The organism is Microcoleus pseudofavosus SVA1_A4, assembly GCF_036700565.1.
Lineage (GTDB): Bacteria > Cyanobacteriota > Cyanobacteriia > Cyanobacteriales > Microcoleaceae > Microcoleus.
Window position 1 is genome coordinate 18538 of the sequence record NZ_JAUBPE010000015.1, and the last position, 22701, is coordinate 41238.

At 49.5% G+C, this 22701-nt stretch carries 14 protein-coding genes; 7 read left to right on the forward strand and 7 right to left on the reverse strand.

What is annotated here, in order from left to right; genetic code table 11:
- The first annotated feature begins 128 nt into the window (after nucleotides 1-128).
- The 3 genes from tftA to QUA02_RS09005 all read left to right on the forward strand — a co-directional run bounded on the left by tftA (nucleotide 129) and on the right by QUA02_RS09005 (nucleotide 4752).
- Nucleotides 129-1529 carry a hormogonium tapered terminus morphoprotein TftA gene (gene tftA, locus QUA02_RS08995; RefSeq protein ID WP_333026808.1) on the forward strand — a complete coding sequence of 467 codons (1401 nt, stop codon included), beginning with the start codon at nucleotides 129-131 and terminating at the stop codon, nucleotides 1527-1529.
- Nucleotides 1530-1689: 160 nt separating this feature from the next.
- Nucleotides 1690-3708, forward strand: a complete 2019-nt coding sequence (locus QUA02_RS09000) for a glycoside hydrolase family 10-like protein (protein ID WP_333026809.1) — start codon at nucleotides 1690-1692, stop codon at nucleotides 3706-3708.
- A gap of 339 nt (nucleotides 3709-4047) precedes the next feature.
- Nucleotides 4048-4752 (forward strand): rhomboid family intramembrane serine protease, encoded by a 705-nt coding sequence (locus QUA02_RS09005; protein WP_333026810.1) that lies wholly within the window; start codon nucleotides 4048-4050, stop codon nucleotides 4750-4752.
- A gap of 338 nt (nucleotides 4753-5090) precedes the next feature.
- On the opposite strand, the gene QUA02_RS09010 is transcribed toward QUA02_RS09005, so the two are convergent.
- The 3 genes from QUA02_RS09010 to QUA02_RS09020 all read right to left on the reverse strand — a co-directional run bounded on the left by QUA02_RS09010 (nucleotide 5091) and on the right by QUA02_RS09020 (nucleotide 14068).
- On the reverse strand, nucleotides 5091-8123 hold the full coding sequence (locus QUA02_RS09010) for an Ig-like domain-containing protein (RefSeq protein WP_333026811.1): 3033 nt from the start codon (nucleotides 8121-8123) through the stop codon (nucleotides 5091-5093).
- Nucleotides 8124-8157: 34 nt separating this feature from the next.
- Nucleotides 8158-11484: an Ig-like domain-containing protein gene (locus QUA02_RS09015; RefSeq protein ID WP_333026813.1), complete on the reverse strand. Its 3327-nt coding sequence runs from the start codon at nucleotides 11482-11484 to the stop codon at nucleotides 8158-8160.
- A 373-nt stretch (nucleotides 11485-11857) separates the two neighbouring features.
- Complete coding sequence (locus QUA02_RS09020; protein ID WP_333026814.1) at nucleotides 11858-14068, reverse strand: recombinase family protein; 2211 nt, start codon at nucleotides 14066-14068, stop codon at nucleotides 11858-11860.
- Nucleotides 14069-14121: 53 nt separating this feature from the next.
- On the opposite strand from QUA02_RS09020, the gene QUA02_RS09025 reads away from it, so the two are divergent.
- Nucleotides 14122-15483: a proton extrusion protein PcxA gene (locus tag QUA02_RS09025; protein WP_333026815.1), complete on the forward strand. Its 1362-nt coding sequence runs from the start codon at nucleotides 14122-14124 to the stop codon at nucleotides 15481-15483.
- Nucleotides 15484-16032: 549 nt separating this feature from the next.
- Here the strand turns inward: QUA02_RS09025 and rodA are convergent.
- From rodA to QUA02_RS09040, 3 genes are all read right to left on the reverse strand, one after another.
- Entirely contained in the window at nucleotides 16033-17292 is a 1260-nt protein-coding gene (rodA, locus tag QUA02_RS09030) for a rod shape-determining protein RodA (protein WP_333026817.1), read from the reverse strand.
- A gap of 285 nt (nucleotides 17293-17577) precedes the next feature.
- Nucleotides 17578-17925, reverse strand: a complete 348-nt coding sequence (locus QUA02_RS09035; protein WP_333026819.1) for a VOC family protein — start codon at nucleotides 17923-17925, stop codon at nucleotides 17578-17580.
- Between the two features lie 61 nt (nucleotides 17926-17986).
- Nucleotides 17987-20398, reverse strand: coding sequence for a helix-turn-helix domain-containing protein (locus QUA02_RS09040; protein ID WP_333026820.1), 2412 nt, complete (start codon nucleotides 20396-20398; stop codon nucleotides 17987-17989).
- 214 nt (nucleotides 20399-20612) lie between these two features.
- On the opposite strand from QUA02_RS09040, the gene QUA02_RS09045 reads away from it, so the two are divergent.
- The 3 genes from QUA02_RS09045 (at nucleotide 20613) to QUA02_RS09055 (ending at nucleotide 21320) form a co-directional block, all read left to right on the forward strand.
- Nucleotides 20613-20738, forward strand: coding sequence for an NfeD family protein (locus QUA02_RS09045; RefSeq protein ID WP_333026821.1), 126 nt, complete (start codon nucleotides 20613-20615; stop codon nucleotides 20736-20738).
- 131 nt (nucleotides 20739-20869) lie between these two features.
- On the forward strand, nucleotides 20870-21058 hold the full coding sequence (locus QUA02_RS09050; RefSeq protein WP_333026822.1) for an NfeD family protein: 189 nt from the start codon (nucleotides 20870-20872) through the stop codon (nucleotides 21056-21058).
- A gap of 76 nt (nucleotides 21059-21134) precedes the next feature.
- Nucleotides 21135-21320, forward strand: a complete 186-nt coding sequence (locus tag QUA02_RS09055) for an NfeD family protein (RefSeq protein ID WP_332982109.1) — start codon at nucleotides 21135-21137, stop codon at nucleotides 21318-21320.
- A 172-nt stretch (nucleotides 21321-21492) separates the two neighbouring features.
- Here QUA02_RS09055 and QUA02_RS09060 read toward each other — a convergent pair whose 3' ends face one another.
- The gene (locus QUA02_RS09060; protein WP_445305155.1) at nucleotides 21493-22521 is read right to left on the reverse strand and encodes a serine/threonine protein kinase; all 1029 of its coding nucleotides are present in this window, start codon (nucleotides 22519-22521) and stop codon (nucleotides 21493-21495) included.
- Nucleotides 22522-22701: the final 180 nt, after the last annotated feature.

The window sequence follows — 22701 nt, forward strand, 5'->3', positions numbered from 1 at the left end:
AAAACCCGCACTCCTGGGCGCAACTACAAACTTGCTGTGGAAAAACAAAATATACAATTTACGGTAAAATAAAACCCAAGACTAAAAAGCTGACACTGAAGTAACTGCAAGGTGGAGAGTTTTATTAAATGGGTTCTATTTTTGTTTCAGCCGGACACGGCGGGTTTGAAGGAAGTTTGCGGGATTCCGGGGCGATCGCATTTGGCACAACCGAAGCCCAGGAACTTATTCTAATTCGGGATTTATTAGTAGCCGAATTGCGGCAGAGAGGGATAGACACTTTCTCCGTGCCGGATACTCTGAGTTTGGTAGAAACTATCGCTTGGATCAACAACCGCTGCCGCGCGGGAGATGTAGCAATAGAAATACACGCCGACTCTTTTTCTAATCCCCAAGTTCGCGGTGCCAGCGCGTTTTATATTGGCAGCAACCCCAAGCGAAAAGCAGATGCGGATTTAATCTTAAATGGCTATTTACGTAGATGTCCAGAAATACCGAGGCGCGGCGCAAAAGCAGATACTGAAGCCGGTGTCGGCAGCCTCGGATTTTGCCGGCGCGTGAACATTCCTTCGCTGTTAGTAGAAATCGGTTTTTTGACCAGTCCCGACGACTTGCGAATTATTCAAACTCGCCGCCGCGATGTCGCCCTCGGACTCGCTGACGGACTTGAAGCTTGGTTAAAAAATACCGATTTGAAACCCTTGCCGACACCGACACCTGCACCGACACCTGCACCGACACCTGCACCGACACCTCCCCCAAAACCTATAGTTTATCCCTTAATTAATATCCAAATCAACGGTGCGCCACACGAAGAAAAAGGCATTTTGGTGAACGGAAATGCCTTTGTCCCTTCCGAAGTTCTAGACGTTTTCGACATCAAGCCAGAGGCAGCAGATCGGCGGATCGCGTACAATGGAGTCGTATTTGTGCGGGCGATCGATTTGCGCGATCGCGACATTTCCGTAGCTTGGGATCAGTCTACAACATCAGTATCGCTGCGATCGCGCCGCGATATCCTTTCAGGCGTGGGCAAAATCATGGGTCGCGGTTTAACTACCGCCCAACAAATCACAGTATTTCTCACCAAAACTAACAGCAAAGCGCTGACAGCATTTCCCAATTTACCTCAAATTTACGTGCAAGAAGCAGCCGCAGAAGGCGTAAACCACGACGTAGCTTTTTGCCAAATGTGTTTGGAAACAAATTATCTCAACTTTGGCGGTGCAGTCAAATCAGAACAATTTAACTTTGCCGACATGGGCATCATCAGCCCCACAAATTCCGGCATCTCATTTCCTGACGCCCGGACAGGAATTAGAGCTCAAATTCAGCACCTAAAAGCTTACGGCAGCACAGAACCGATCAATCAACCTTTAGTTAAAGAAAACGTGCGTTTTCGCTTTGTCAAGCGCGGCGTCGCCCCCACCGTCAACGAACTTGCAGGCCGCTGGAATTCCGACCCCTTATACGGACAAAAAATCATCAATATAATCCGGCTTTTGTACGAAAATGCAGGTTTATTGTAGTCAGTTGACAGTTGACAGTTGACAGTTGACAGTTGCTATTAGTTATTAGTTATTAGTTATTAGTTATTAGTTATTTGTGACTTGCTACTAATAACTAATAACCAATGCCCAATTCCCAATTCCCAATTCCCAATTCCCAATTCCCGATTATCAAATAACTATGGTTTCCAGTACAAATCGCTTTTCAGACATTCAAAATCATTGGGCGAAAATATTCATTGACGGCTTAGTAGAACGGGCAGTTATCAGCGGTTTTCCCGATCGCACTTTTCGCCCCAACACCAACCTCACCCGCGCCCAATTTGCCGCCATTGTCAGCAAAGCCTTTGCCGTACCAGACAAACGGCCATACATTCCCTTTACCGACGTTCCCGCTAGCCACTGGGCCGCCGCCGCCATCCAAACAGCATTTAAAAGAGGGTTTATATCCGGCTATCCCGACAACCTGTTCAAACCCGAAAATAGGATTACAAGAGCCGAAGCATTAGTTGCCTTAGTTAGCGGAATTTTTGGGGCGAATGCTGCACCGACAACTAATCTTATCCTATCAAACATCTACCAAGACAGCACCGAAATTCCCAACTATGCCAAAAAGGCGATCGCCCTAGCCACCCAATCCGAAATAGTCGTCAACTCTCCAAATTTAAACTTATTAAATCCCGCCGGAAATGCCACCCGCGCCGATGTCGCAGCCTGGGTTTATCAAGCCTTAGTCTATCTCAAAAGAGCGCCGCAAATCTATTCTCAATATATTATAGTTCTCAGTAAAGTTCCGCGACCGCAAGTTAGCGTCAGCCACCAGCGAGAATTTCGCGGAGTTTGGATAACATCCGTGTGGAATATTGACTGGCCCTTCAGCGACAAACTCTCAACAGAACAGCAAAAAAACGAACTCCTGAAAATTCTTGACAGGCTACAAGAAATGAATTTCAATGCTATTATCCTCCAAGTCCGAGCTGCGGGCGACGCCCTTTATGCCTCGGAATTAGAACCTTGGAGTGCATGGCTGACAGGAACACAAGGAAAGCCGCCGCAGCCTTATTACGACCCTTTAACATTTGCCGTTGCAGAAAGCCACAAACGCAACATCGAAGTTCACGCTTGGTTCAATCCCTACCGCGCCAAAGTCTCATCGACTCAAACCCCTCCCAATGTCAGCCCTCACCTCTCTATTACCAATCCCGAATGCGTTTATCCGTGGGGCGATGATTTGTGGATGGACCCGGGAATTTCTTTAGTTCAAGATAAGACTTACAACGTAATTTTAGACGTAGTAAAGCGTTACGATATAGACGGCGTTCACTTCGACGATTATTTCTATCCTTATCCGATTGCCGGCAAAGAATTTCCCGACAGCAAGATTTACAATAGTTATGTCTCTAGAGGCGGGAAAATGAGTTTAGGAGACTGGCGCCGAGAAAATGTGAACAAGTTAGTTAAAAGACTAGGAGAAGGAATTCGAGCGGCCAAACCAAACGTTAAATTTGGCATCAGTCCCTTCGGCATTTATCGCCCCGGACAGCCGCCGCAAAGTCGCGGTTTGGACGCCTACGAAGCACTGTATGCCGACTCCAAAAAGTGGTTAGAATCAGGTTGGGTAGATTATCTAAATCCGCAACTTTACTGGCGCATCGACCAAACAGCTCAAAGCTATCCTGTTTTGCTGCAATGGTGGCTAGAAAACAACCCCAAAAATAGACATATTTACGTCGGAAATAACTTAGGAAAGCTCGACGGCAATAAGTGGACGGTAGACGAAATTAACAAACAAATTGAGATTACGCGAAACTCTAAACAAAACTTAGCTTTGGGTAATGTTTTCTTCAGCATGAAAGCATTTAGCGAAAATCGACAGCAAATTTACGATAATTTCAAATCGACAACCTACACAAAACCCGCACTCGTTCCCGCGATGCCCTGGCAAAAGGGAACTCCGCCGCCCCCTCCAACAGGAATCGAAGTTAAAAAAGCCGGAAATAGCAATGTTTTGCAGTGGAGAAATCCTGCCGATAAAAACATCCGTTCTTGGACGGTTTATCAAAAAAATGGCGATAGCTGGAAGCTCATCAAAATCCTCAATGCAGAGACAGTGCAAGTAGCAGTAGGAACGGGGATTTACGCTTTGTGCGCCGTGAGTATAATGGCCGTAGAAAGTGTAGGAGTTTTTATAGAAATATGAGCATAAAATCTAAAAATATGACTGATACAGGGTATTCCAGGTTTGTGAAGTGTAGGTACACGGCACTGCCGTGTCCTTACGGGGAGGTAAGGATAGGCTGCTGTACTTCATAAAAGTGGAATCTGCTGTATCATTTGCGGTCAATTACCCGCAATAAAATGCGTTTGTAGTGATGACTTTAGTCTTCCCAAAATCTGAGGGCTTTAGTCCTCACTGCAAACAGTTTGATTGCGGGTAATTGACCGCATATGATATAATTTGTTCCTTCAGACAGAAGACATATTGCAGGCAAATACGCTATCGTGTTGCCAATATTTTGATGTTGAGGAGAAAAAAGCTGTGGTTCCCTTACGCGACGACAATCCCATTAGTATCACTCCCTACGTCACTTACGGACTGATTGCTGCAAACATATTAGTATTTCTGTACGAACTCTCCTTGGGCGATCGACAATTAACCCAATTCTTCTACTCTTGGGCCGTAGTTCCTTGTCAGTTAAGCAGTATGTGTCGGGTAGCGCTGCCAGTTTCGCCATTTCCCGAATGGACGACGCTAATTAGCTCCCAATTCCTGCACGCAGGCTTTCTCCACATTGCCGGAAATATGTTATTTCTGTGGATTTTTGGCAACAACGTAGAAGACCGTTTAGGACACGTCAAATTTATAATATTTTACCTTACTTGTGGCGTTTTAGCATCACTAACTCAATGGTATTTTTCCTCAGCATCAGCTATTCCGTCCCTGGGTGCTAGCGGCGCGATCGCAGGCGTCATGGGAGCTTACATTCTCAGATATCCCCAAGCCAAAGTTCTGACACTGCTGCCCTTGGGAATATTTATTACCACCGTCAGAGTCCCCGCTTTCTTCTTTCTAGGATTTTGGTTTGCACAGCAAGCATTGAGCGGCCTAGCTTCGTTGAATGCCCCGGCAAGTGTCGGCATGGAATCCGGGGGAGTTGCCTACTGGGCCCACGCGGGCGGCTTTGTTTTCGGTGCTATTCTCGGCCCTTTGTTGGGACTTTTTTCTGAGGAAAATCAGATTTAGTTTGTTGACAGTTGATAGTTGACAGTTGTCCGTTGTCCGTTGTTGGTTGTCAACTATAGCAGTCTTAAATCAGTCGCAAATTGATCGAGACTAGAATCCTTTGTAGTGCGAGCATCTTTCTCGCGTATGGTGCAAGCAAATCATTTAGGATTGCTATATCATATCAATTCCGGCTGCGCCGGAATGATATAGAGGACACGGCAGTGCCGTTTCCCTACCGCGATCAATTGTAGGGACACGGCACTGCCGTGTCCTCCGTTTATATCATTCCGATGCTAACGGATTTGATATCAACTATCAACTATCAACGGACAACTATCAACTGTCAACTATCAACTCTAGATAAAAGTAAAGTCAAATCCCGAAAGAGAAGTAACCCCAGTTACACCATTTAACTTCGCCAAAATGCGAGAATCGGCGCCGGTGACGTTATTGCCATTGCCGTCATAAATGATGTAAGTATTGCCGCCAGAATCGTAGGCAAACAAGAAAGCACTTCCTCCCTGAATATTTGCAGAAACAGTTGTCTGCACATTCAGGAGAACTTGACTGCCATTGCTGAGATTGGGGAATCCGGGGGCAAAATTAAACTGATCGGCGATCGGCACACCGAGGCCGCTAAAATCAGTAATCACATCGTATCCGCCCGCCGCGATCGCAGCATTGATGGCCGCCGAAGAAGCCGCATCAAAGGCCGGCCCACCCTCTGCGGGGCTGGTATAGCGGAATTGATTGCTGCCGCCGCCCCCCGTCATGGTATCTGCGCCGAGGCCGCCTACGAGCACGTCGTTATCCAAACCGCCGTTCATCGTATCGCTGCCACCTCCACCGTCAACTGTATCGCTGCCCAGCAAACCGTTCAAATTGTCCGGCAAAGAGCCCCCAATCAACTTGTTCGGCCCGCTATCTGCCGGCAAGATTTGAACGGTGACAGTACCTACGCCCGGAATTGTCCCGAATCCGTCGCTGACGCTGTAGGTGAAAGCAGTTGTACCCGCTACGTTGCCGGCGATGAACTGCACCCGATCGCCCAGATTCACAGCTATGCCCAGTTTCGGCGTGCCGACATTGATAATGTTGAGCGGCCCTTTTTGCGGGCTGGAGTCGTTGGCGAGCACGTCAATGAACGTCGGCAGCAAATTATTCGTACTCGTAAATACGATGCCGTCATCGACAGCAACCGGCGACAGGGTAGTCGGAACAGTTACGGAGGTATCGAAAGAATTGATGTTAATCGCCACTGACGCTGCTGCCGTGCCGCCTTGGTCGTCAGCTACGCTGTAGCTGAAAGAACCGGCTTGCCCGATCGCATTAGTTGCAGGTTTAAATGTCAGCCCGAGTAAATCCTGAACGGTTAACTTTTGGTTCACGGCGATCGGGTTCGTACCGGTAATTACCTGACCGAAAGTAGGATTGGGAAGTCCTGCAACCGCGATCGACAGCGGCTGGCCCTCCGGGTCGCTGGGCGCGGAAATACTCAGAGACAGAGGCAAATTCTGCAAACCAGTCAGCGTTTTGCCAGTTTCCACGATCGGCGGTTGGTTAGGAGTCGGAGATGTAAAACTGGGCGGAGTCGGCCCCCCGCCAAAAGGCGTAGGAGTTGGGGTCGCCGCAGTTGGAGTCGGGACAATGGAAGGACTCGGACTCGGAGTTGTCCCGCCCGAAGTCGGAGTCGGAGTCGGACTCGGAACCTGTGTCGGCAATGTCCCTGGCGACGGAGTTGGACTCGCAGTTGTCCCCGGCGACGGTGATGGAGTTGGAGTTGGAGTTGGAGTCGGAGTTGGAGTTGGAGTCGGAGTTGGAGTTGGAGTTGGAGTCGGAGTTGGAGTTGGAGTTGGAGTTGGAGTTGGAGTCGGAGTTGGAGTCGGTGCCGGTGTCGGAGAAGCACTTGTCCCCGTTGCCGGTGTCGGAGAAGCACTTGTCCCCGTTGCCGGTGTCGGAGAAGCACTTGTCCCGGTTGTCGGTGTTGGAGAAGCACTTGTCCCCGTTGCTGGTGTCGGAGAAGCACTTGTCCCCGTTGCTGGTGTCGGAGAAGCACTTGTCCCCGTTGCTGGTGTCGGAGAAGCACTTGTCCCCTGAATAATGGTGAAGGGATTGTCGTCTACGCGCGGTATTTGAGCTGTAGTGAACCTAGATTCATCTAGCGAGTTCGATCGAACATCAATCAACACCGCCAAAAATTCCCCAGTTTGCCTGTCCCTAATAATCGTGTTGCTAGAATTCGAGCCTTGACCCTGGAAGATTTCTAACTGTGTAAAGTTCAAACCTCCAGCCAGACCGATCGAATCTCCCGCATTAAAATCTCTAATTAAATCAGCATCGCCGATTTCGCGGCCGCCCGTAGTGAGAAACCCGTTGCCCGCAGGCGACGTGCCCACCCTACCGAGAACAAAGATATCCGATCCGTCGCCTCCTGTCAGAGTATCAGACCCGCGATCGCCCGAAAGAATATCATCCCCAGACCCCCCAGACAAAGAATCATTGCCGTCACCCCCGAAGATCAGGTCATCACCCTCGCCGCCGTCACCAGTATCGTTACCAACACCGCCGGTGATGACATCTCCGCCCTCCTGGCCCAACAAAATATCATTGCCAGCGCCGCCGATCAGGCAGTCATTACCCGTGTCGCCAAAAACAGTGTCACTGCCCTTGTCGCCAAAAATCAGGTCGTCCTCGCCACCACCGCGCAGACAGTCATTGCCTTTACCGCCGTACAGCGAGTCGTTGCCTTCAGAACCCAAGACAATATCATTGCCCTGGTCACCAAAAGCTACGTCATCGCCTTCCTCGCCAGAAACCAAGTCATCGCCTTTGCCACCCCGCGCCGTGTCATTGCCGCGCCCGCCCTCAACGATATCTTTACCAGCGCCACCGTTGAGAGAATCGTTACCGTCATCGCCCCTGAGTATATCGTCCCCGTCCCGACTCAGAAGCGTGTCGTCGCCGCCACCCCCGGAAATCGTGTCATTGAACAAGCTGCCGATTAAATAGTTATTCCCATCATTTCCGACAACTAAGCCATCGACAAAAAGTGGCTCTGGGGGAGGTGTGGGAACTGTCAGAGTTGGCCGCGGCACCGGCGTGACCGAAATCCCCGGGCCCGTCCCCGTCATCGTCGTCGAAGTCCCCGTCATCGTCGTCGAAGTCCCCGTCATCGTCGTCGAAGTCCCCGTCATCGTTGTCGAAGTCCCCGTCATCGTTGTCGAAGTCCCCGTCATCGTTGTCGAAGTCCCCGTCATCGTTGTCGAAGTCCCCGGCGACGGCGCAGGCGACGGCACCGTGCCGATAATATCCGTAATATTGCCGTTCTCATTCCGAAACAGGAAGGGCGGAGATCCTTCAAGAAAACCTGCTGGTACTGCACTGGGCATTGTTCCGACTCCTTGCGACGCTACTCAAAAACTACTAAATAAACTTAAAGTCAGATGCAGTAATGACGGTGCTGAGCGCTCCCGGCACTGTAGGAATAGAATTCAACACTGCCAAATCGAAAGCTGGGAGACTGTCATCTGCCACATTCGGGTCAAACCCGAGAACATACTTGTTAAAAGTATTGTTCAGGTACACGAAGAAAGCTCCCGTTTGGCTCGAACCGTTTTGATTTTTCAACACTGCATTTACTGCTTGAGCGTTGTCAAATTTAGATTCAAACAAAATGACTTCTTGCTTGCTGATATTGTCGCCGCCGCTGCCGATATTCCTGACGATAAAACTGGTGAAATCGTTAGTAGTTCCCGAGTTGGTTAAACCGGCGAAATTTGACGATCTGAACAAGAATCTGTCGGTACCGGTGCCGCTAGCGTTAAAGTCAGCAATCACGTCCACGCCTTCGCTCGGAGTTTCGTAGTAGAAGAAATCATTGCCAGCATCGCCCGTGAGCAAGTCAGAACCGTTCCCGCCGCCCAAAATGTCATTGCCGGCACCGCCGGAAAGCGAGTCGTTGTCATCGCCGCCCAAAACCAAGTCGTTGCCGAAGGCGCCGCTGAGACAGTCGCTGCCGGCACCGCCGTCGAGAGTGTCGTCGCCCGCTTCGCCCAACAGGGAGTCGCTGCCGCCCTCGCCCAAAATATAGTCGTTGCCCCCACCTCCGAGTGCCGTGTCGTTGCCTTCTCCACCCAAAATCGTGTCTTCGCTGTCGCCGCCGGAGAGAGAATCGTTATTGATACCGCCGTCGAGCAAGTTTCTGCCCAGTCCGCCGTCGAGGATGTCGTCGCCTGCACCGCCGTCGAGGGAGTCGTCGCCTATGCCACCAAGTAAGGTGTCGGTGCCGCTTCCTCCCAGTATCGAGTCGTCGCCGGATTCTCCCAATATCGAGTCATTGCCTGTGCCGCCGTCAATGGTATCGCCGTTGTCGCCGCCCAACAGGATGTCATTGTCATTGGCGCCGAACATTAGGTCGTTGCCCAGTCCGCCGATTAGCGAGTCTATGCCGTCTTCGCCGTCGATGGTGTCGTTGCCCAGTCCGCCGTCGATGGTGTCGTTGCCTTCAGAACCCAGCACCGAGTCGTTGCCTGCTTCACCGAATTCGAGGTCGTCGCCGCCTCTACCGTCGATGATGTCGTTGCCGTCGCCCCCAGAGAGGGTATCGTTGCCGGCCCCGCCGATGATGAAGTCGCTGAGGTTGCTGCCTGTAAACGTGCTGGCCGGGAGTGCGCTGCGATCGACAATATTATCTACCACCGTGATGCTGAAGGATGCCGGCCCGATAGTGGCAGACCCGTCGGAGGCTGTAAACGTGAAACTGTCGCTGCTGCCTGTTGCTAGCAGATTGTATTTGATGATGTTGTTGTTGATGTCGTCTTGGGTGAATTTGCTACCGACGTTGAGGAAGGTGGTTCCCCTTTGGACAAAGCCTCTGTTGGCGTCGGGGGCTTTGGTAATCGTGTAAACAATTTCCGACGGAGTGTTATCGGGATCTGTGACTAACAAATCGGCTGCGGTGATTGTCTGGGTAGGAGCACTTTTGGCAACCACCACACCGTCGTTAATTACTAGCTGCGGCGGGCTGCTGACGTTGATGGTTGCTACCGCCTGACTTGTGCCGCCGTTGCCGTCTGAGATCGAGTAGCTGAAGCTGTCAGTACCCGAGAAGCCCGCATTCGGGGTGTAGTTGAATACGCCGCCGCCCACGGGAATCAGGCTCCCCTTGGCTGCTGGAGTAAAAGTCGTGACAGTCAGAGGATTCCTGTCGGGGTCGGTGTCGTTGAACAGAACGTTGAGACTAAGTGTTTGACCCGAAACCGTGGTGAAGTTGTCGTTAACTGCTCTTGGAGGCTGATTGGGGAACGGCGTCGGACTTGGCGTCGGCGTCGGCGTCGGACTTGCTGTCGGCGTCGGCGTCGGACTTGCTGTCGGTGTCGGGAACGTCGGCGTCGGACTTGGTGTCGGCGTCGGTGTCGGACTGTCTGTCGGCGTCGGTGTCGGACTTGCTGTCGGCGTCGGCGTCGGACTTGCTGTCGGCGTCGGTGTCGGACTTGCTGTCGGTGTCGGTGTCGGACTCGGACTTGGCGTCGGCAGGGGGAGCGGGGTAGCGCTGCCGGGAACTGTGGGGGCAATTACAAATGAGCTACGCCCCAGGGTTCTGCTGTCCACTCCGGGCAATACTGCTAAAAAGTCGCCGCTGACGCCGTTGCGAATAATCGTGCTGCCGGCTTGGGTGTCGGTGCTTTGGAAGATTACTAAATCTTCAAACTTGAGGTCGCCGCTCAACCCGATCGAATCTTCGCCTTGGCGAAAGTCTGTGAAAATGTCGGCATCGGCGATATCGGGGCCACCTGTGGTGAGAAATGCCGGGTTAGTGCCGTTGCTGCTACCGCTGGGGGAACTGAAGGCACCGATGACAAAGACATCTCTGCCTTCGCCTCCTGCCACTGCGTCTTTGCCTGCTTCGCCCCAAAGAATGTCGTTGCCAGCACCGGCGTCCACGATGTCGTCGCCGTCACCGCCGAATACGATGTCGTCGCCGTCGCCGGCAAAAATTGTGTCCGCGCCGGCGTTGCCGTACAGCCAGTCGCCTCCTTCGTTGCCAAATAGCAAGTCTTCGCCGTCGCCGCCGAAGAGCGAGTCGTTACCTTGGTCGCCCCACACGATGTCGTCGCCTCGATCGCCCAAAAAGCTATCGTCGCCAGAACCCCCGCGCAAGCTGTCGCTGCCTTTGCCGCCGTAAGCCGTGTCTCTGCCTTCGCCTCCGATTACCGTGTCGTTGCCGTCATTGCCGTACAGCAGGTCGGGGTTATTTCCCCCGTCGAGGGAGTCGCTGCCTTTGCCTCCGTACAGGGTATCGAGTCCTGAACCCCCGTCGAGAACGTCGTTGCCGGGCCCGCCGAACAGTACGTCGTCCTCGTCGTTGCCAAATACTAAATCGTCGCCGTCGGCTCCTTGCAGGTTGTCGTTGCCTTGCAGCCCGGAAATCACGTCGGGCCCGGGACTGCCAACTAAGGAGTCGTTGATATCTGTGCCGCGGATCACGCCGCCGATGATTGCGGGCGAGGTACCTCCGCCCAATGTGTCGTCTATGCCGCCAAATGTGTCGTCCCCGGAGGGAGTCGGAGTGGGAGCCGGAGTTGGTGTTGTCGCCGGAGTTGGTGTTGTCGCCGGAGTTGGCGTTGTCGCCGGAGTTGGTGTTGTCGCCGGAGTCGGCTCTGTCACAGGAGTTGGCCCGATCGTTTCGTCACCTCCGAGGTTGAATATCGGCCCACTTCCGAGAAATCCTGCTGGTACTGCACTGGGCATTCTTTTGGCTCCTTTAAACGACGGTCCAGATTAACTTTAAAAACTGATTAGTATCAGTTTGTCGCCACAAATATGGCTTAAAATTGATTAATAATCCCGCTTATTTCTAGCATACTCAATCAAAATTGCAACGGCTATGAATATTTTTTAAGCCGGGCATCTTTCGATCTCAAAATATTCTCAAAATATTAATGATTGCACGTTTTGATGCCGGCTTTGGGTACACTTTAATATCGCCGCATTTGGATCGAAACCTCTGCCTCCGTTCTAATGCTAGAAGTCGGGCTTCTCCTTCAGCACTGCGTATCTATCCAGAGGGGGGAAAAATGAAAATCTCTGCATTCATAATTTTTATTTCCTCCGGTCATTTGCCTTATGCTGACTGCTGACAAGAAACAGAGCTGTTAATTAGGGGCAGAAGGGGCCCGGTTTGCTCTTGTCCGTTGACGGCTAGTTCGCTGTGGCAAAGGTAAAGCTCGGAACAGCGACTTAACAAATCTACCAGAATTCGCCGCAGCCGCTGTTGGTCGGCAGCCGTTTCGTCTTCGGTTTCCCAGGGACGCTCCAGTTGCGATCGCAAAAATAACGGAGCCCCAAACAAAGTAGCCGCACCGCCGCTCAGCCACAGGGATGAGCCGGCATCCAGCCAAAAGTGCCATTTGTGGGCGCGGCGGCTGCTGCGGTACTGAAATATGTTGGCGAGGGTGACGGCTCTGGCTGCTGGGCCTTCTGGACGGACTGGAAACGGGTTGGCGGTGACGGTTCCTTGGCGCAACAACTGGATGAACCGGGCGATCGTTTCTGAGTCGCCGCCGTTTGTGGGTTCTACCCGCTGCATTCGCCCGTGTATTTCCCAGTAGTGGGCGGCGGTTTCCATTAACTCGCGCAGGGCTGCTAGCCGATCGTACGGAAGGTATCTGTCGTTCATGAGAAATTTCTGGATCGCTCGATCGAGCAGGGCAATTGGACTCGGCAACAGCCGCTCCTGCTGTTGCGATCGCTGTTGTTCGATCCACTCCACAATTTGCTCGTAGCCCCCGGCGGCTCGGTGTCCCAGTCTGTCCCACCGGGGAAAGGCTGTAATTGGCAGCAATTGAGGTCGATCGATATCTGGGCAAAAACAGTGATCGGCGATTAAACCTGCTCTCACCGGGTCGATCGATTTGAGATTTTGGATTTGAGATTTTAGATTGAAAGTGGGGTTGGAATCTTCTGTCTCCACTTCCCGGTGTTTCTGGCTACCTAAAATTACCAGCATTTCGGCTACAGCGTCTCGATCGACTAAACGGCCGAGTCCCGGATAAACTAACGCTAACAAAGTCAGCAAAGCTCGAATCTCTGGCGTAGTCGATAGGGGACGCTGATCGTTGAGGGATACGGCGGCGATGCCATCTCGCGCCAGAATTTCCGTTAAACTGTAACGGGCGATCGCATCCATCCCGGGAGCAATTACGGCGATTTCCTGCGGCTCTACGGCTTGTGACTTCACCGCATCCACGATGATTTCGGCGGTTTCTCGCAGCAGTTGAGCGCGGGAAGTGGTTTGGAGCGATCGAACCGATCCGGGCAAATTCAAGCCTAAAGGATAAAAACCCTCTGAATTAACTGCTAAACTTACCGCCAACTCCCCAATCTCTGGGGCTAAACCCGCTTTTGCGTCCAAGTTTTCCACGAAGCGACAGCGGCTTTGGAGTCGGCCCAGGTATTCCGTATCAGCCCCCAAGCCCAAACGCACTCCTCCATCCCGATTGTAGGAGAACGCCCCCATTGCGCCTCGGTCGAGCATTCGATCGAACAAATGACCGGCGATCGCCGGATAATCGTCAACATCGTCTGCGAGCACAGCTTGGTATCTAGAGGACAAATGCTGTTGATAAGTGGCATCCGGCAACAAATAGCGCCAGTAGAGTTCGCAAACAATCCCGTAAGTCAGGAATCCCCGCGTCAAACACCATTCCCGCCACCTTGAGAGCAAGTCTCCCATGCTAGTCCACAGGTTGTTAGAGCCACCTGAGAGAGCAAATCGCTGTTCCAGAATGCTGGGAATTTCTTCTCTGGGCGTACCGCTGACTGCAGCAAGTTGTAATAAATCTAGAGTTCGACGCACCATTCGGTTTGGACTTACCCCTGTTTGTTGCAAAATGCCTTCATCTAGTTCGCGACGCCACAGTCTCGCGGCAAGTTCCAGTTCTGTTTCAGGTTGCAGCCGCAGGGGAAATTGAGCCCTCAAATTCAGCGACTGAACTAGCAGCGGCCAAAATAGCAAGACTTCCTGCTCAAAAAATCCGAAGGGTGTTGTTGAGTGAAAGGCATATTTTCCTTCGGTAGCTACGGCGATGCGATCGGCAAATTCCAGCCGGTTGTCACCATTAGCTGCTAAGACTAAAATTGCTGGAGCGGTTTGTCCCGCCCGCCGCCGCCCGGAGTGACCGCGACCTGAAACTGTTACTGGCATTGGCTTGACGGTTTGGCTCCACAGGCAGAACTGCTCGACTAAACGAGCCGTTTTGCCGCTGCGGGCGGCTCCGACAATCCAAATTGAATCCGAGGCCTCGGTTCCCAATTTATGTAAATTTGTTACCATACCATGAACACTTAAATCACTAATTGTCTGCATCCAACTAACCAGCTTTAGCTATGAATACTTCTCTGTGGCACAGGATTGTAAAATATCTTTACAGCGCTAACCAATGGTATCGAGAAACGCCTGACAGGGCTCTAGAACAGGCTTACGATGCTGCGTTAGCAATTAAGGCGATCGAAGACGAGCATTTTGGTGGCCAAGGAATCTCCGATCGTTCGGGAGATTACGGACATAGCACCCTGTCTTACTTTAAATCCGAACTGCAAAAATACCTCAAGGTCATCCAAACCAGAATGGTTGAGTTTAATGCTAGCCGTTCTTTTTTGGAACTGCCAGAGCGGGTGGGAGCAAAACCGAAGGCGGGGCACAGCGCGGGTAATCACCAGCACGGATTAGGTTTCGACAATAAAGAGCGAGCATCCCTTGTATTCGAGAAGCTAGAGTTTATTGATGGAGTCATCGACAAGTATATTAATAATAGTAGATCGACTGCGATTGTTCCGATTGTCAGTGCGGTAAATGTGCAGGTTAAATCTACAAATAGCAGCTTTCAACCTCACGAAAATAAAGGTTCAGCTAATTCTAATCCTACTCAGGCTGGCGAGGTTGACCTTAACTCTGAAGAGGTCAATTTATTACCCCGATCGCTTTTGGGAACTTTGAGTCGAATTACTAAAGAGTTAAACCCGGAAGCGGAAAAAGAAGTAGTTAGGAATTTTCGCAATTCCAAAGTAAAAACAGTCATTTCTCTGAGATTTATTTTGCTTTTGATTTTAGTTCCGCTGTTGACAAATCAAATTTCCAAAAACTTTCTAGTCGGGCCAGTGGTTGACCATTTTAGAGTCAAGGAAAAGGCTCCCGTATTCATAAATATTGACCTGGAAGAAGAAGCCTTCAAAGAACTGGAGAGATTTGAGCAACACCTCAAATTTGAAACGTTAATTGGCAGGGCTCCGTCGCTTTCTTCAGAGGAAACGGAAAAGAAGATTGCTGAGAAAGCAGTTGAGATAGCGGAGGAATACGGCAGTGAAAGTGGTGGAGCTATTAAAAATATTTTTGCCGATTTGATTTCCTGCATTGCCTTTGCCACGATTATCGTCACTAACAAGAAAGAGATTGAGATTTTAAAGTCTTTTATGGACGACGTGGTTTACGGGCTCAGCGACAGTGCTAAGGCTTTCGTAATTATTTTGTTTACTGATGTGTTTGTCGGATTCCACTCGCCTCACGGTTGGGAAGTAGTTCTCGAAGGTTTATCGAGGCATTTGGGACTGCCAGAAAATAGGCAGTTTATATTTCTGTTCATTGCGACGTTTCCAGTTATCTTGGATACGGTATTTAAGTATTGGATATTCCGCTATTTAAACCGGAGTTCGCCTTCTGCTGTTGCTACTTACAAGAATATGAACGAGTAATCGGCTCATATCTATTGGGAGCATCCCATTTTTGCTTTCAGATCGCGGACGGTTGCATCAGAATAATATATTTGGGCGTTGCTTAATCAGGGTATGAAAAAAATCAGTTAAAAATCCAGAAGCTTTGTGGATACTGGTTTCTATGATTTGCATATTTAGTCTTTCATACCGTAAATCAGCAACGCCTATATTTGGATCGTATTCAGTGCGAGCGTCTCGCTCGCGATCCCTACCGCAAGCGAGACGCTCGCACTCCTAAAAAACGCTTTTTACCAAATTGGGATGCTCCCTATCTATTGCTGTAAAATAACCCTATTAAGGTTATTTTACAGGACATGAGATGGCTTGAATCTTGATAAATTTTTGAGGATTTCAATCCTCACTACAGGCATATTAGGGTTATTTTACAGGAGATGACATGGCTCGAATTTCCCATTACAGTGCTGGACGCAAAAGTGATTTTACACGCTACTTATAGGGTAAGGTGCGCATTGCGCACCTTACATATAAAGGTTATGGGTAAGTCGTGAATTACCAATGACCAATTACCTAATTCCAACGCTTCTTGCGCTGTCGCTGGTTCGCCACCGACTCCACCAATCCCAGTCCGAGAAAATTACTCAGCAGCGACGCATTCCCGTAACTCAGGAAAGGCAGCGGAATCCCCGTAACCGGAGCCAAGCCAATGTTCATCCCAATATTTACGAACACCTGAAAAATCAACATTGACAGTACGCCGATCGCCAGCAAAGAACCAAAATCATCGTGAGCAGTTTGAGCGATCGTCACCAAGCGGAAACAAATTATCCAGAACACCACCAGCACGCAAATGCAGCCAATAAAGCCCAATTCTTCGCCAATAGCTGAAAAGATAAAGTCCGTATGCTGTTCGGGAATAAAGTTAAGCTGAGTTTGCGTTCCGTGATTTAATCCCCTTCCGTGGAGTTCTCCGGCCCCAATAGCAATCCGAGATTGAATCAAGTGATATCCGCTGCCTAAAGGGTCTTTCTCGGGGTTTAAAAACCCTGTCAGGCGCATTTTTTGATAATCCTTCAGCACATTCCAAAAAAGATGTCCGACGTGTCCAGAAACCACGTTCACCAGCACAGCACCGAAAGTCCCCAACCAAGGCCAAGGTAGCGATCGCCAAGCGATAATACCCGCAACAACTACCCAGGCTATCCAAATCGGTGTAGAGAGGTTGTTGAGGAGAACTGAGAATAGAGGAGAGAACAGCAATATCAGCCAGCCGGGATTGACATTACCCCAGTAAAACATCCCCATTGCGATCGCGCCAAACACCAGGGAAGTACCTAAATTTGGTTCGGCAAATATCAATCCCCAGGGTAAGGCCATAATCGCCAGCATCCTCAACATATCCCCCACCGTAGGGACAGTTTTTTCGTGCAGGAGAGCTGCTAAAGTGACAATCATCCCTACTTTGGCAAATTCTGACGGTTGCAGGTAGAAGCCGCCGATATTGATCCACCGCTGGGCACCGAGCCCTGTAGTACCGATAAACCGCACTGCGATCAGCGACAAATTGATTAATATGTAAATCGGCCATTTCCACTCAATCAGTATTTGGTAGCGGCAGCGGGAAATGACGATGGCGAGGAACAAACCGACTCCGCCAGTTACCCAGTGCCGCCACCAGTCGATAAGTCCCTGGTTAATTTCCACGCTGTGGATCATGATTCCGCCGAAGATGGTGAGGCCGATGCAAGCGACAAACAGCCAAGGGTCTGCTTCTTCCCAGGGTTTGAAGATGAATTTCCAGCGGTTTCTGACTTGTATTCTCTGCAACATGAGGATTTTAGATTTTAGATTTTAGATTTTAGATTATCGAGCCGATTTTCGGAAGTTGTGGATATAGTTCGGATTCAGAGGCTGCACCGTACTGTAGGAGATTCGGTGTCAGTATGTCACTTTATTCGGCGAGTTGTACGGAGGTTCCGGGCCCTCAGCAACTGGCTGGGGTGCGCGGGCGCACTAATCTGTAGGGTGCGCGGGCGCACCAATTTCGACGCGCGGGTGCTTATGGCTCACCTTAGCTGGATTTAGCCCGATCGCGATCCGCAACTTCTAGAATAGTCAGGCTGGTTCGTAAAGGTATTCAAAACCGTTACCGTCGGGGTCTCTGCCGTAAAAAGATGCAGTACCGTCGCGGTGTTCGTGAATGTGGGTGACGGAAACACCATCGGCTTTAAGCTGTTGGTAGGCGGATTCCATTTCTGTGCGATCGTCAAATACAAACCCAAAATGCGCCCCTGCTTGGTCGTAAGTCGGACTCAACAGCGCCAGTCCGTCCTCTCCTGCTTTCAAATAAGCCCAGTCTGCATCTTTCCAGACTAACTCCATGCCCAAGTTTAGGTAGAACTGGGCAGATTTCTCAATATCTTGCACGCAGACGGCTACGTGTCCCAATCGTTTTAGTTTCATGTCAACAAAATTTATGGTTGTTCTTTCGTTTATTGTATCTATTTTCTAATTTTTTACTCAATTAATTAGGTATTTTTTCGATTTTTTTAGTCCCGGCCAACTGTACTTTTTCTACTTGTTTGCTGGCGTCCATTTCGCTGAAAAGTTGAATGGCGCGGTCAAAATTTTCTTGCGTTTTCTCGATGTTACCAAGTTTTTGTTCTGTCAGTGCTAGTTGATAGCAAGCTTCGGCTCGGTCTAATTTAGCGCTGGCTCGATCGAGTATTTCGATTGCTTCTGCATGGTGCTGCATGGCTCGGTCAAATTCCCCGCGTTCTCGGTACAGCGCGGCTGTACCGCTGAGAGCTTTGGCTTTGATGGTGCTGTACTGGTTTTGGTCGGCCTGGGCGATCGCTTGGCGGTACAAGCTCAAAGCTTTCTCTGTCTCTCCCAGGTTTTGATAGGTGGCGGCGAGAAAAACTAACTTGTATCCCGTACCCACCAAATGACTGTTTTCCCGATCGGCATAAAGTTTTTCGGCGAGCTCCTCCGCCTCTTTTTTGGCTCCGACACAGGAGTTGAGGAAAGCTAAGCCGACATCGATCGAATAGCTGTTAATCCCGATTGCGTCCCGCGAAGTTTTCAGCTTGACAAATATCTCCATAGCTGATTCTAATTCCCGCATTTCTATTTGGCAAAAACCTATATTAATTGCAGCGTTAACTTTCCAGAATTCCAGATTAGCTTGTTTGCCGTTTTCCGGCTCGCTGCTTTTCGCTATAATTTGCAAAGATTTAGTGGCTTTTATTTCCGATATTTGGTGGCATTCTATGGCTTGATTTATCTCGCCTAAGATCCGGTAACAAATGCCTAAAAGACTGTATAAGCCGCTCAAATAATAATCAGAAGTCACATTGTTGACGATGCGAGTAGTTGCTGAAATTATTGGCTGCAAGAAACCTAATTTGTAGAGCGCTCTACCTAGCTTGTAATCTTTGGCAAACTGGATATTGATTTTTTTGAGGATAACGCTAGCGGCCTGCTCGAAACAGCTAATTGCCACATAATGATAGTAAGCTTCAAAAGCTTTCAGCGCATCTTCTACAGTCTCAATATTTTCAACACTCTCTGTCCAGAACTCGGCTGCTTTGCGGTTGGCAGTCTCCCAGTCTCCGGGCGAGAGCCGATCGACCGCTTCTTCCCGAATGGCTGGATGCAGCCAGTATTCGCCCTTCTGAGACTCGACTAGCGATCGGTGCAACAGCGATTTAATGATTTGTCGGCGTCCGGCTTCGGGCACGTCCCACAGCAAACACAAAAGTCCGTCAGTCGGGACTGTCGGCACGTCTTGATAGCGGTAACAGCCCAAGCGGCAGAGGAGTTGATAGGCTTCGGCATCGAGTTCTTGCAGGCGGTTAAACTGACTGGTAACTAAATTTTTTAAGTCAGTTTCAAGGAGCGGATCTTCGCTGTTTTCCAGCCAGTAGGCCGCCATATCTCCGTCAAAATCTTCTCGAATCGTGCCGCAAATAATGCCCATTGCTTTAGCATTGCCGCCGTAAACTTTGTGCATTTCCTTGAGGGCGACATCATCTATATTGATGTTGCGAGCGCTAAAAAACTGCCGCCAAACTTCAACTTCCAATCCAGGAAGCAGGTAGTGTTCGACGGTGACATCAGAATCGCACAGCCGATCGCGACTGGTAATCAGAGTTACCGACTGCACCGCCGCGTCAGCCAAAACTCGCAACAGTTCGACGTAAAGCCGGTGCGGTTCAATAAACTTACCTTGTCCGTCGAGTGCGGCTTCCAAATTGTCAATCAATACCCCGACTTTGAGAGTCTGAAGCTGCCGCTTCAGCCGCCCCAGGGTGACGCCAAAGTCGGGCCCGGGTTCTTCCTGAAAGTCTTGCTTCAGCCATTCTTCGATCGCGCTTTCCAAGGCCGTGATATTCTCTGTCTCTTTTGCCATCAACAGTTCAATTACCCGATCGAACCCTTGAGATTTGAGATACTGTCTGGCCAAAGTCGTTTTGCCCATACCGCCGGCACTCTGGATGACAATGACTTTTGCACCTTGATTGACAAGAGTATTGAGATCGGCGATTGCCGCTTCCCTGCCCAAAAAATTCGGGTTTTCGATTTCCAAATCCGCATCAAGTCCGAGAGATACTTGGGCTGGAACAGTTTGTCCCGACTGCGGTTCTAGTTTCGAGTAGCTGCGCCAAAATCGCTCTACAACCGCTTGAAGGTTGTCTCTTTTAATTTTTTCGCCTTCTCCAAACAGCGCTGAAAGCCGCTTCCACAAATTAGAGGCAGCATCCTTAACAGTCCCTACTCCATACCCTTCACTATCTGCAACCTGTTGGTACGTCCTGCCTTGCACTCCCATCCATGCTTCGCGAAAGATCGCGCTGTCAAGGTTGTCGAGAGTTTTCAGGTTTCGAGCCACAAGTAACGAATTAGTAAAATCCAGTGCACGATCGGCTTCCATTTAGTCACCAGGTTTAGCGTTACCCATCTGACACAACTTTAACAGACTTTTTCCGACTCGCTTACACGCTCAAACAGTGGACTTGTATAGACTTTTCCCGACTGACACGGCCGAGGTTGGCGGGGGATACTGTTGAGTGTGGAGGGGAAGTTGACGGACAAGCTTCTAACTTACACACCGATCTAGTCGAGTTTATATTTGGGAGCAAGCAGCTATGTCTATTAACGATCTTGAAACAGCGATCGTGGATGAAGAAATTCGACCTAATGAGCCCGGTCGCGTTCGTTTCCAAAACAGTTGGTGGCCGGCGAAGTGCGATCCTCTTCGAGGGCTCCGCTAACGAGACATGACTTTTGAACCCGGTGAGGTGGTTCGCGTCGTGGGAATTGACAATATTACTTTGATAGTTGCAGCGTCGTTTGTCATCAATTCTGAAAGTTAAGGCAAATCTACAATCGGGAGCAAGCAATCATGAATTTTGACAATTCCGAAAAAGCGATCGTGGATGAAGAAATTCGACCTAATGAGTGCGGTCGCGTTCGTTTCCAAAACAGTTGGTGGCCGGCGAAGTGCGATCTAGACCTGACTTTTGAGCCTGGTGAGGTAGTTCGCGTAGTCGGAATTGAAAATATTACTTTGATCGTTGCAGCGTCGTTATAAATCAATGGGTTAGGGACGCGAACTATCAGTTTATCAGATATAAAAGTTACGAAAAAATTGCAATTAGGAGCAAAAAATGATGACTGTCAGCTATTTGGAAAAAGCGATTGTAGAAGAAGAAATTCGGCCTAATAAATGCGGTCTCGTCCGCTTCCAAAGCAGTTGGTGGCCCGCTAAGTGCGATCGAAAAATAACTTTGAAACCCGGTGATGTGGTTCGCGTCGTGGGACTTGACAACATTACTCTGATAGTTAAAGCGTAGTTGGGAATTAATCTGGAGGTGGGGAGTTATCGGAGGGTAGAAAAAATAAAGTTGCGATCGCGTTTCTATTTCGATACATTTCTCTTCAAAGGCGCAATCGTACTCATCACCTCTGTTATATCAATTCCGGCTGCACTCCTTATGATATAGAGGACACGGCAGTGCCGTGTCCCTACATTTGTCCTTGTCGCTGACAATTTTGTGACTGATTTGTCGTTGGGTTGCTCGCCCCTACTGGTTGCTCTTCTGCCGAAGCTACGCGCTCAAATGCAGCCAATAAGGAATCTATCTGTGATTCTCTCCCGTACAGTTTTTGAGGCAGTTGTAATTGAGGAGAAATGTCTTGGCTTCCCTTGGGAAAAGCTTTAATTTTACCACTTCTAGATTGAGCGAGACAAGTTTCTAAATCTGCCTTGATTCCCCAAGCAATCTGATATCTATCTTCTGCCATTTTTGCCATTAACTTCATGACAATTTCTGAGATATTCAAGGGAATTTCTGGATTGATTTCATGAGGTGGAGTGGGTTGTTTGGCAATATGGCAATGGACTAATTCAAGTGCATCGAGGGATTCAAAAGGCAACTGGTTGGTTAGCAGTTCATAGAAAGTAACGCCCAGAGAATAAAAGTCGGTGCGGTAGTCGATTACTCGATTCATTCTCCCTGTTTGTTCGGGAGATATATAAGCCAATGTTCCTTCTAGAAGATTAGGACTTTTGAGGCTGGGATTTTCTTGGGATAGGATGGTAGATAGGCCAAAGTCAATGATTTTTAATTGTCCCGTTTGATAATTCAAGACAATATTAGATGGAGTGATATCTTTGTGAATGACATTTTTTTGATGAATTTTGCCTAAAGCATCTGTGCTTTGGATGGCAAGGTGGAGAAATTCTGATACTGAAAAAGTACGACGTTCCTGCAGAAATTTTAATGACTCTCCGCCAAAATCCTCTAACAACATGACTTGTGTGTTATCGTATTTTCGCAGTTCGTAGGCTTTAATCGTTTCGTCTAGGTTGAGACGGCGAGTGATTTCGTATTCCTGCTGATAGCGGTAGTGTTCGGCTGGCGTGGGATAATCTTCTTTGAGGAGTTGCAAAATCAAAGGTTGCTGATTTGATTTGAGGATGCCTCGGTATACGAGGGAATTGGCACTTTCATAGATTTTGCTGACAATTGTGATGTCTGGCAGTGAAATCATGTTGGAGTTACTGTTGCTTAAAAAAGTTGATTAGTGTTCAATTAATTTTATTTATAGTTAGCTTGCGTACTTTTGCATTACAGCTTTTTTTGTCGAAAGCCCTAAAGGTCGAATTGTGAGTAGATAACCCTGGCTGCGAGTATAACATTTTTATTCAGGAGAAGGTCAAGACTTATCTGT

What these genes read in the sequence shown, in the direction of transcription:
- tftA (WP_333026808.1), top strand. Translation starts at nt 129, where the DNA reads ATGGGTTCTATTTTTGTTTCAGCCGGACACGGCGGGTTTGAAGGAAGT.
- QUA02_RS09055 (WP_332982109.1), top strand. Translation starts at nt 21,135, where the DNA reads ATGATGACTGTCAGCTATTTGGAAAAAGCGATTGTAGAAGAAGAAATT.
- QUA02_RS09050 (WP_333026822.1), top strand. Translation starts at nt 20,870, where the DNA reads ATGAATTTTGACAATTCCGAAAAAGCGATCGTGGATGAAGAAATTCGA.
- QUA02_RS09015 (WP_333026813.1), bottom strand. Translation starts at nt 11,484, where the DNA reads ATGCCCAGTGCAGTACCAGCAGGATTTCTCGGAAGTGGGCCGATATTC.
- QUA02_RS09020 (WP_333026814.1), bottom strand. Translation starts at nt 14,068, where the DNA reads ATGGTAACAAATTTACATAAATTGGGAACCGAGGCCTCGGATTCAATT.
- QUA02_RS09010 (WP_333026811.1), bottom strand. Translation starts at nt 8,123, where the DNA reads ATGCCCAGTGCAGTACCAGCAGGTTTTCTTGAAGGATCTCCGCCCTTC.
- QUA02_RS09045 (WP_333026821.1), top strand. Translation starts at nt 20,613, where the DNA reads ATGTCTATTAACGATCTTGAAACAGCGATCGTGGATGAAGAAATTCGA.
- QUA02_RS09040 (WP_333026820.1), bottom strand. Translation starts at nt 20,398, where the DNA reads ATGGAAGCCGATCGTGCACTGGATTTTACTAATTCGTTACTTGTGGCT.
- QUA02_RS09000 (WP_333026809.1), top strand. Translation starts at nt 1,690, where the DNA reads ATGGTTTCCAGTACAAATCGCTTTTCAGACATTCAAAATCATTGGGCG.
- QUA02_RS09025 (WP_333026815.1), top strand. Translation starts at nt 14,122, where the DNA reads ATGAATACTTCTCTGTGGCACAGGATTGTAAAATATCTTTACAGCGCT.
- QUA02_RS09035 (WP_333026819.1), bottom strand. Translation starts at nt 17,925, where the DNA reads ATGAAACTAAAACGATTGGGACACGTAGCCGTCTGCGTGCAAGATATT.
- QUA02_RS09060 (WP_445305155.1), bottom strand. Translation starts at nt 22,521, where the DNA reads ATGATTTCACTGCCAGACATCACAATTGTCAGCAAAATCTATGAAAGT.
- rodA (WP_333026817.1), bottom strand. Translation starts at nt 17,292, where the DNA reads ATGTTGCAGAGAATACAAGTCAGAAACCGCTGGAAATTCATCTTCAAA.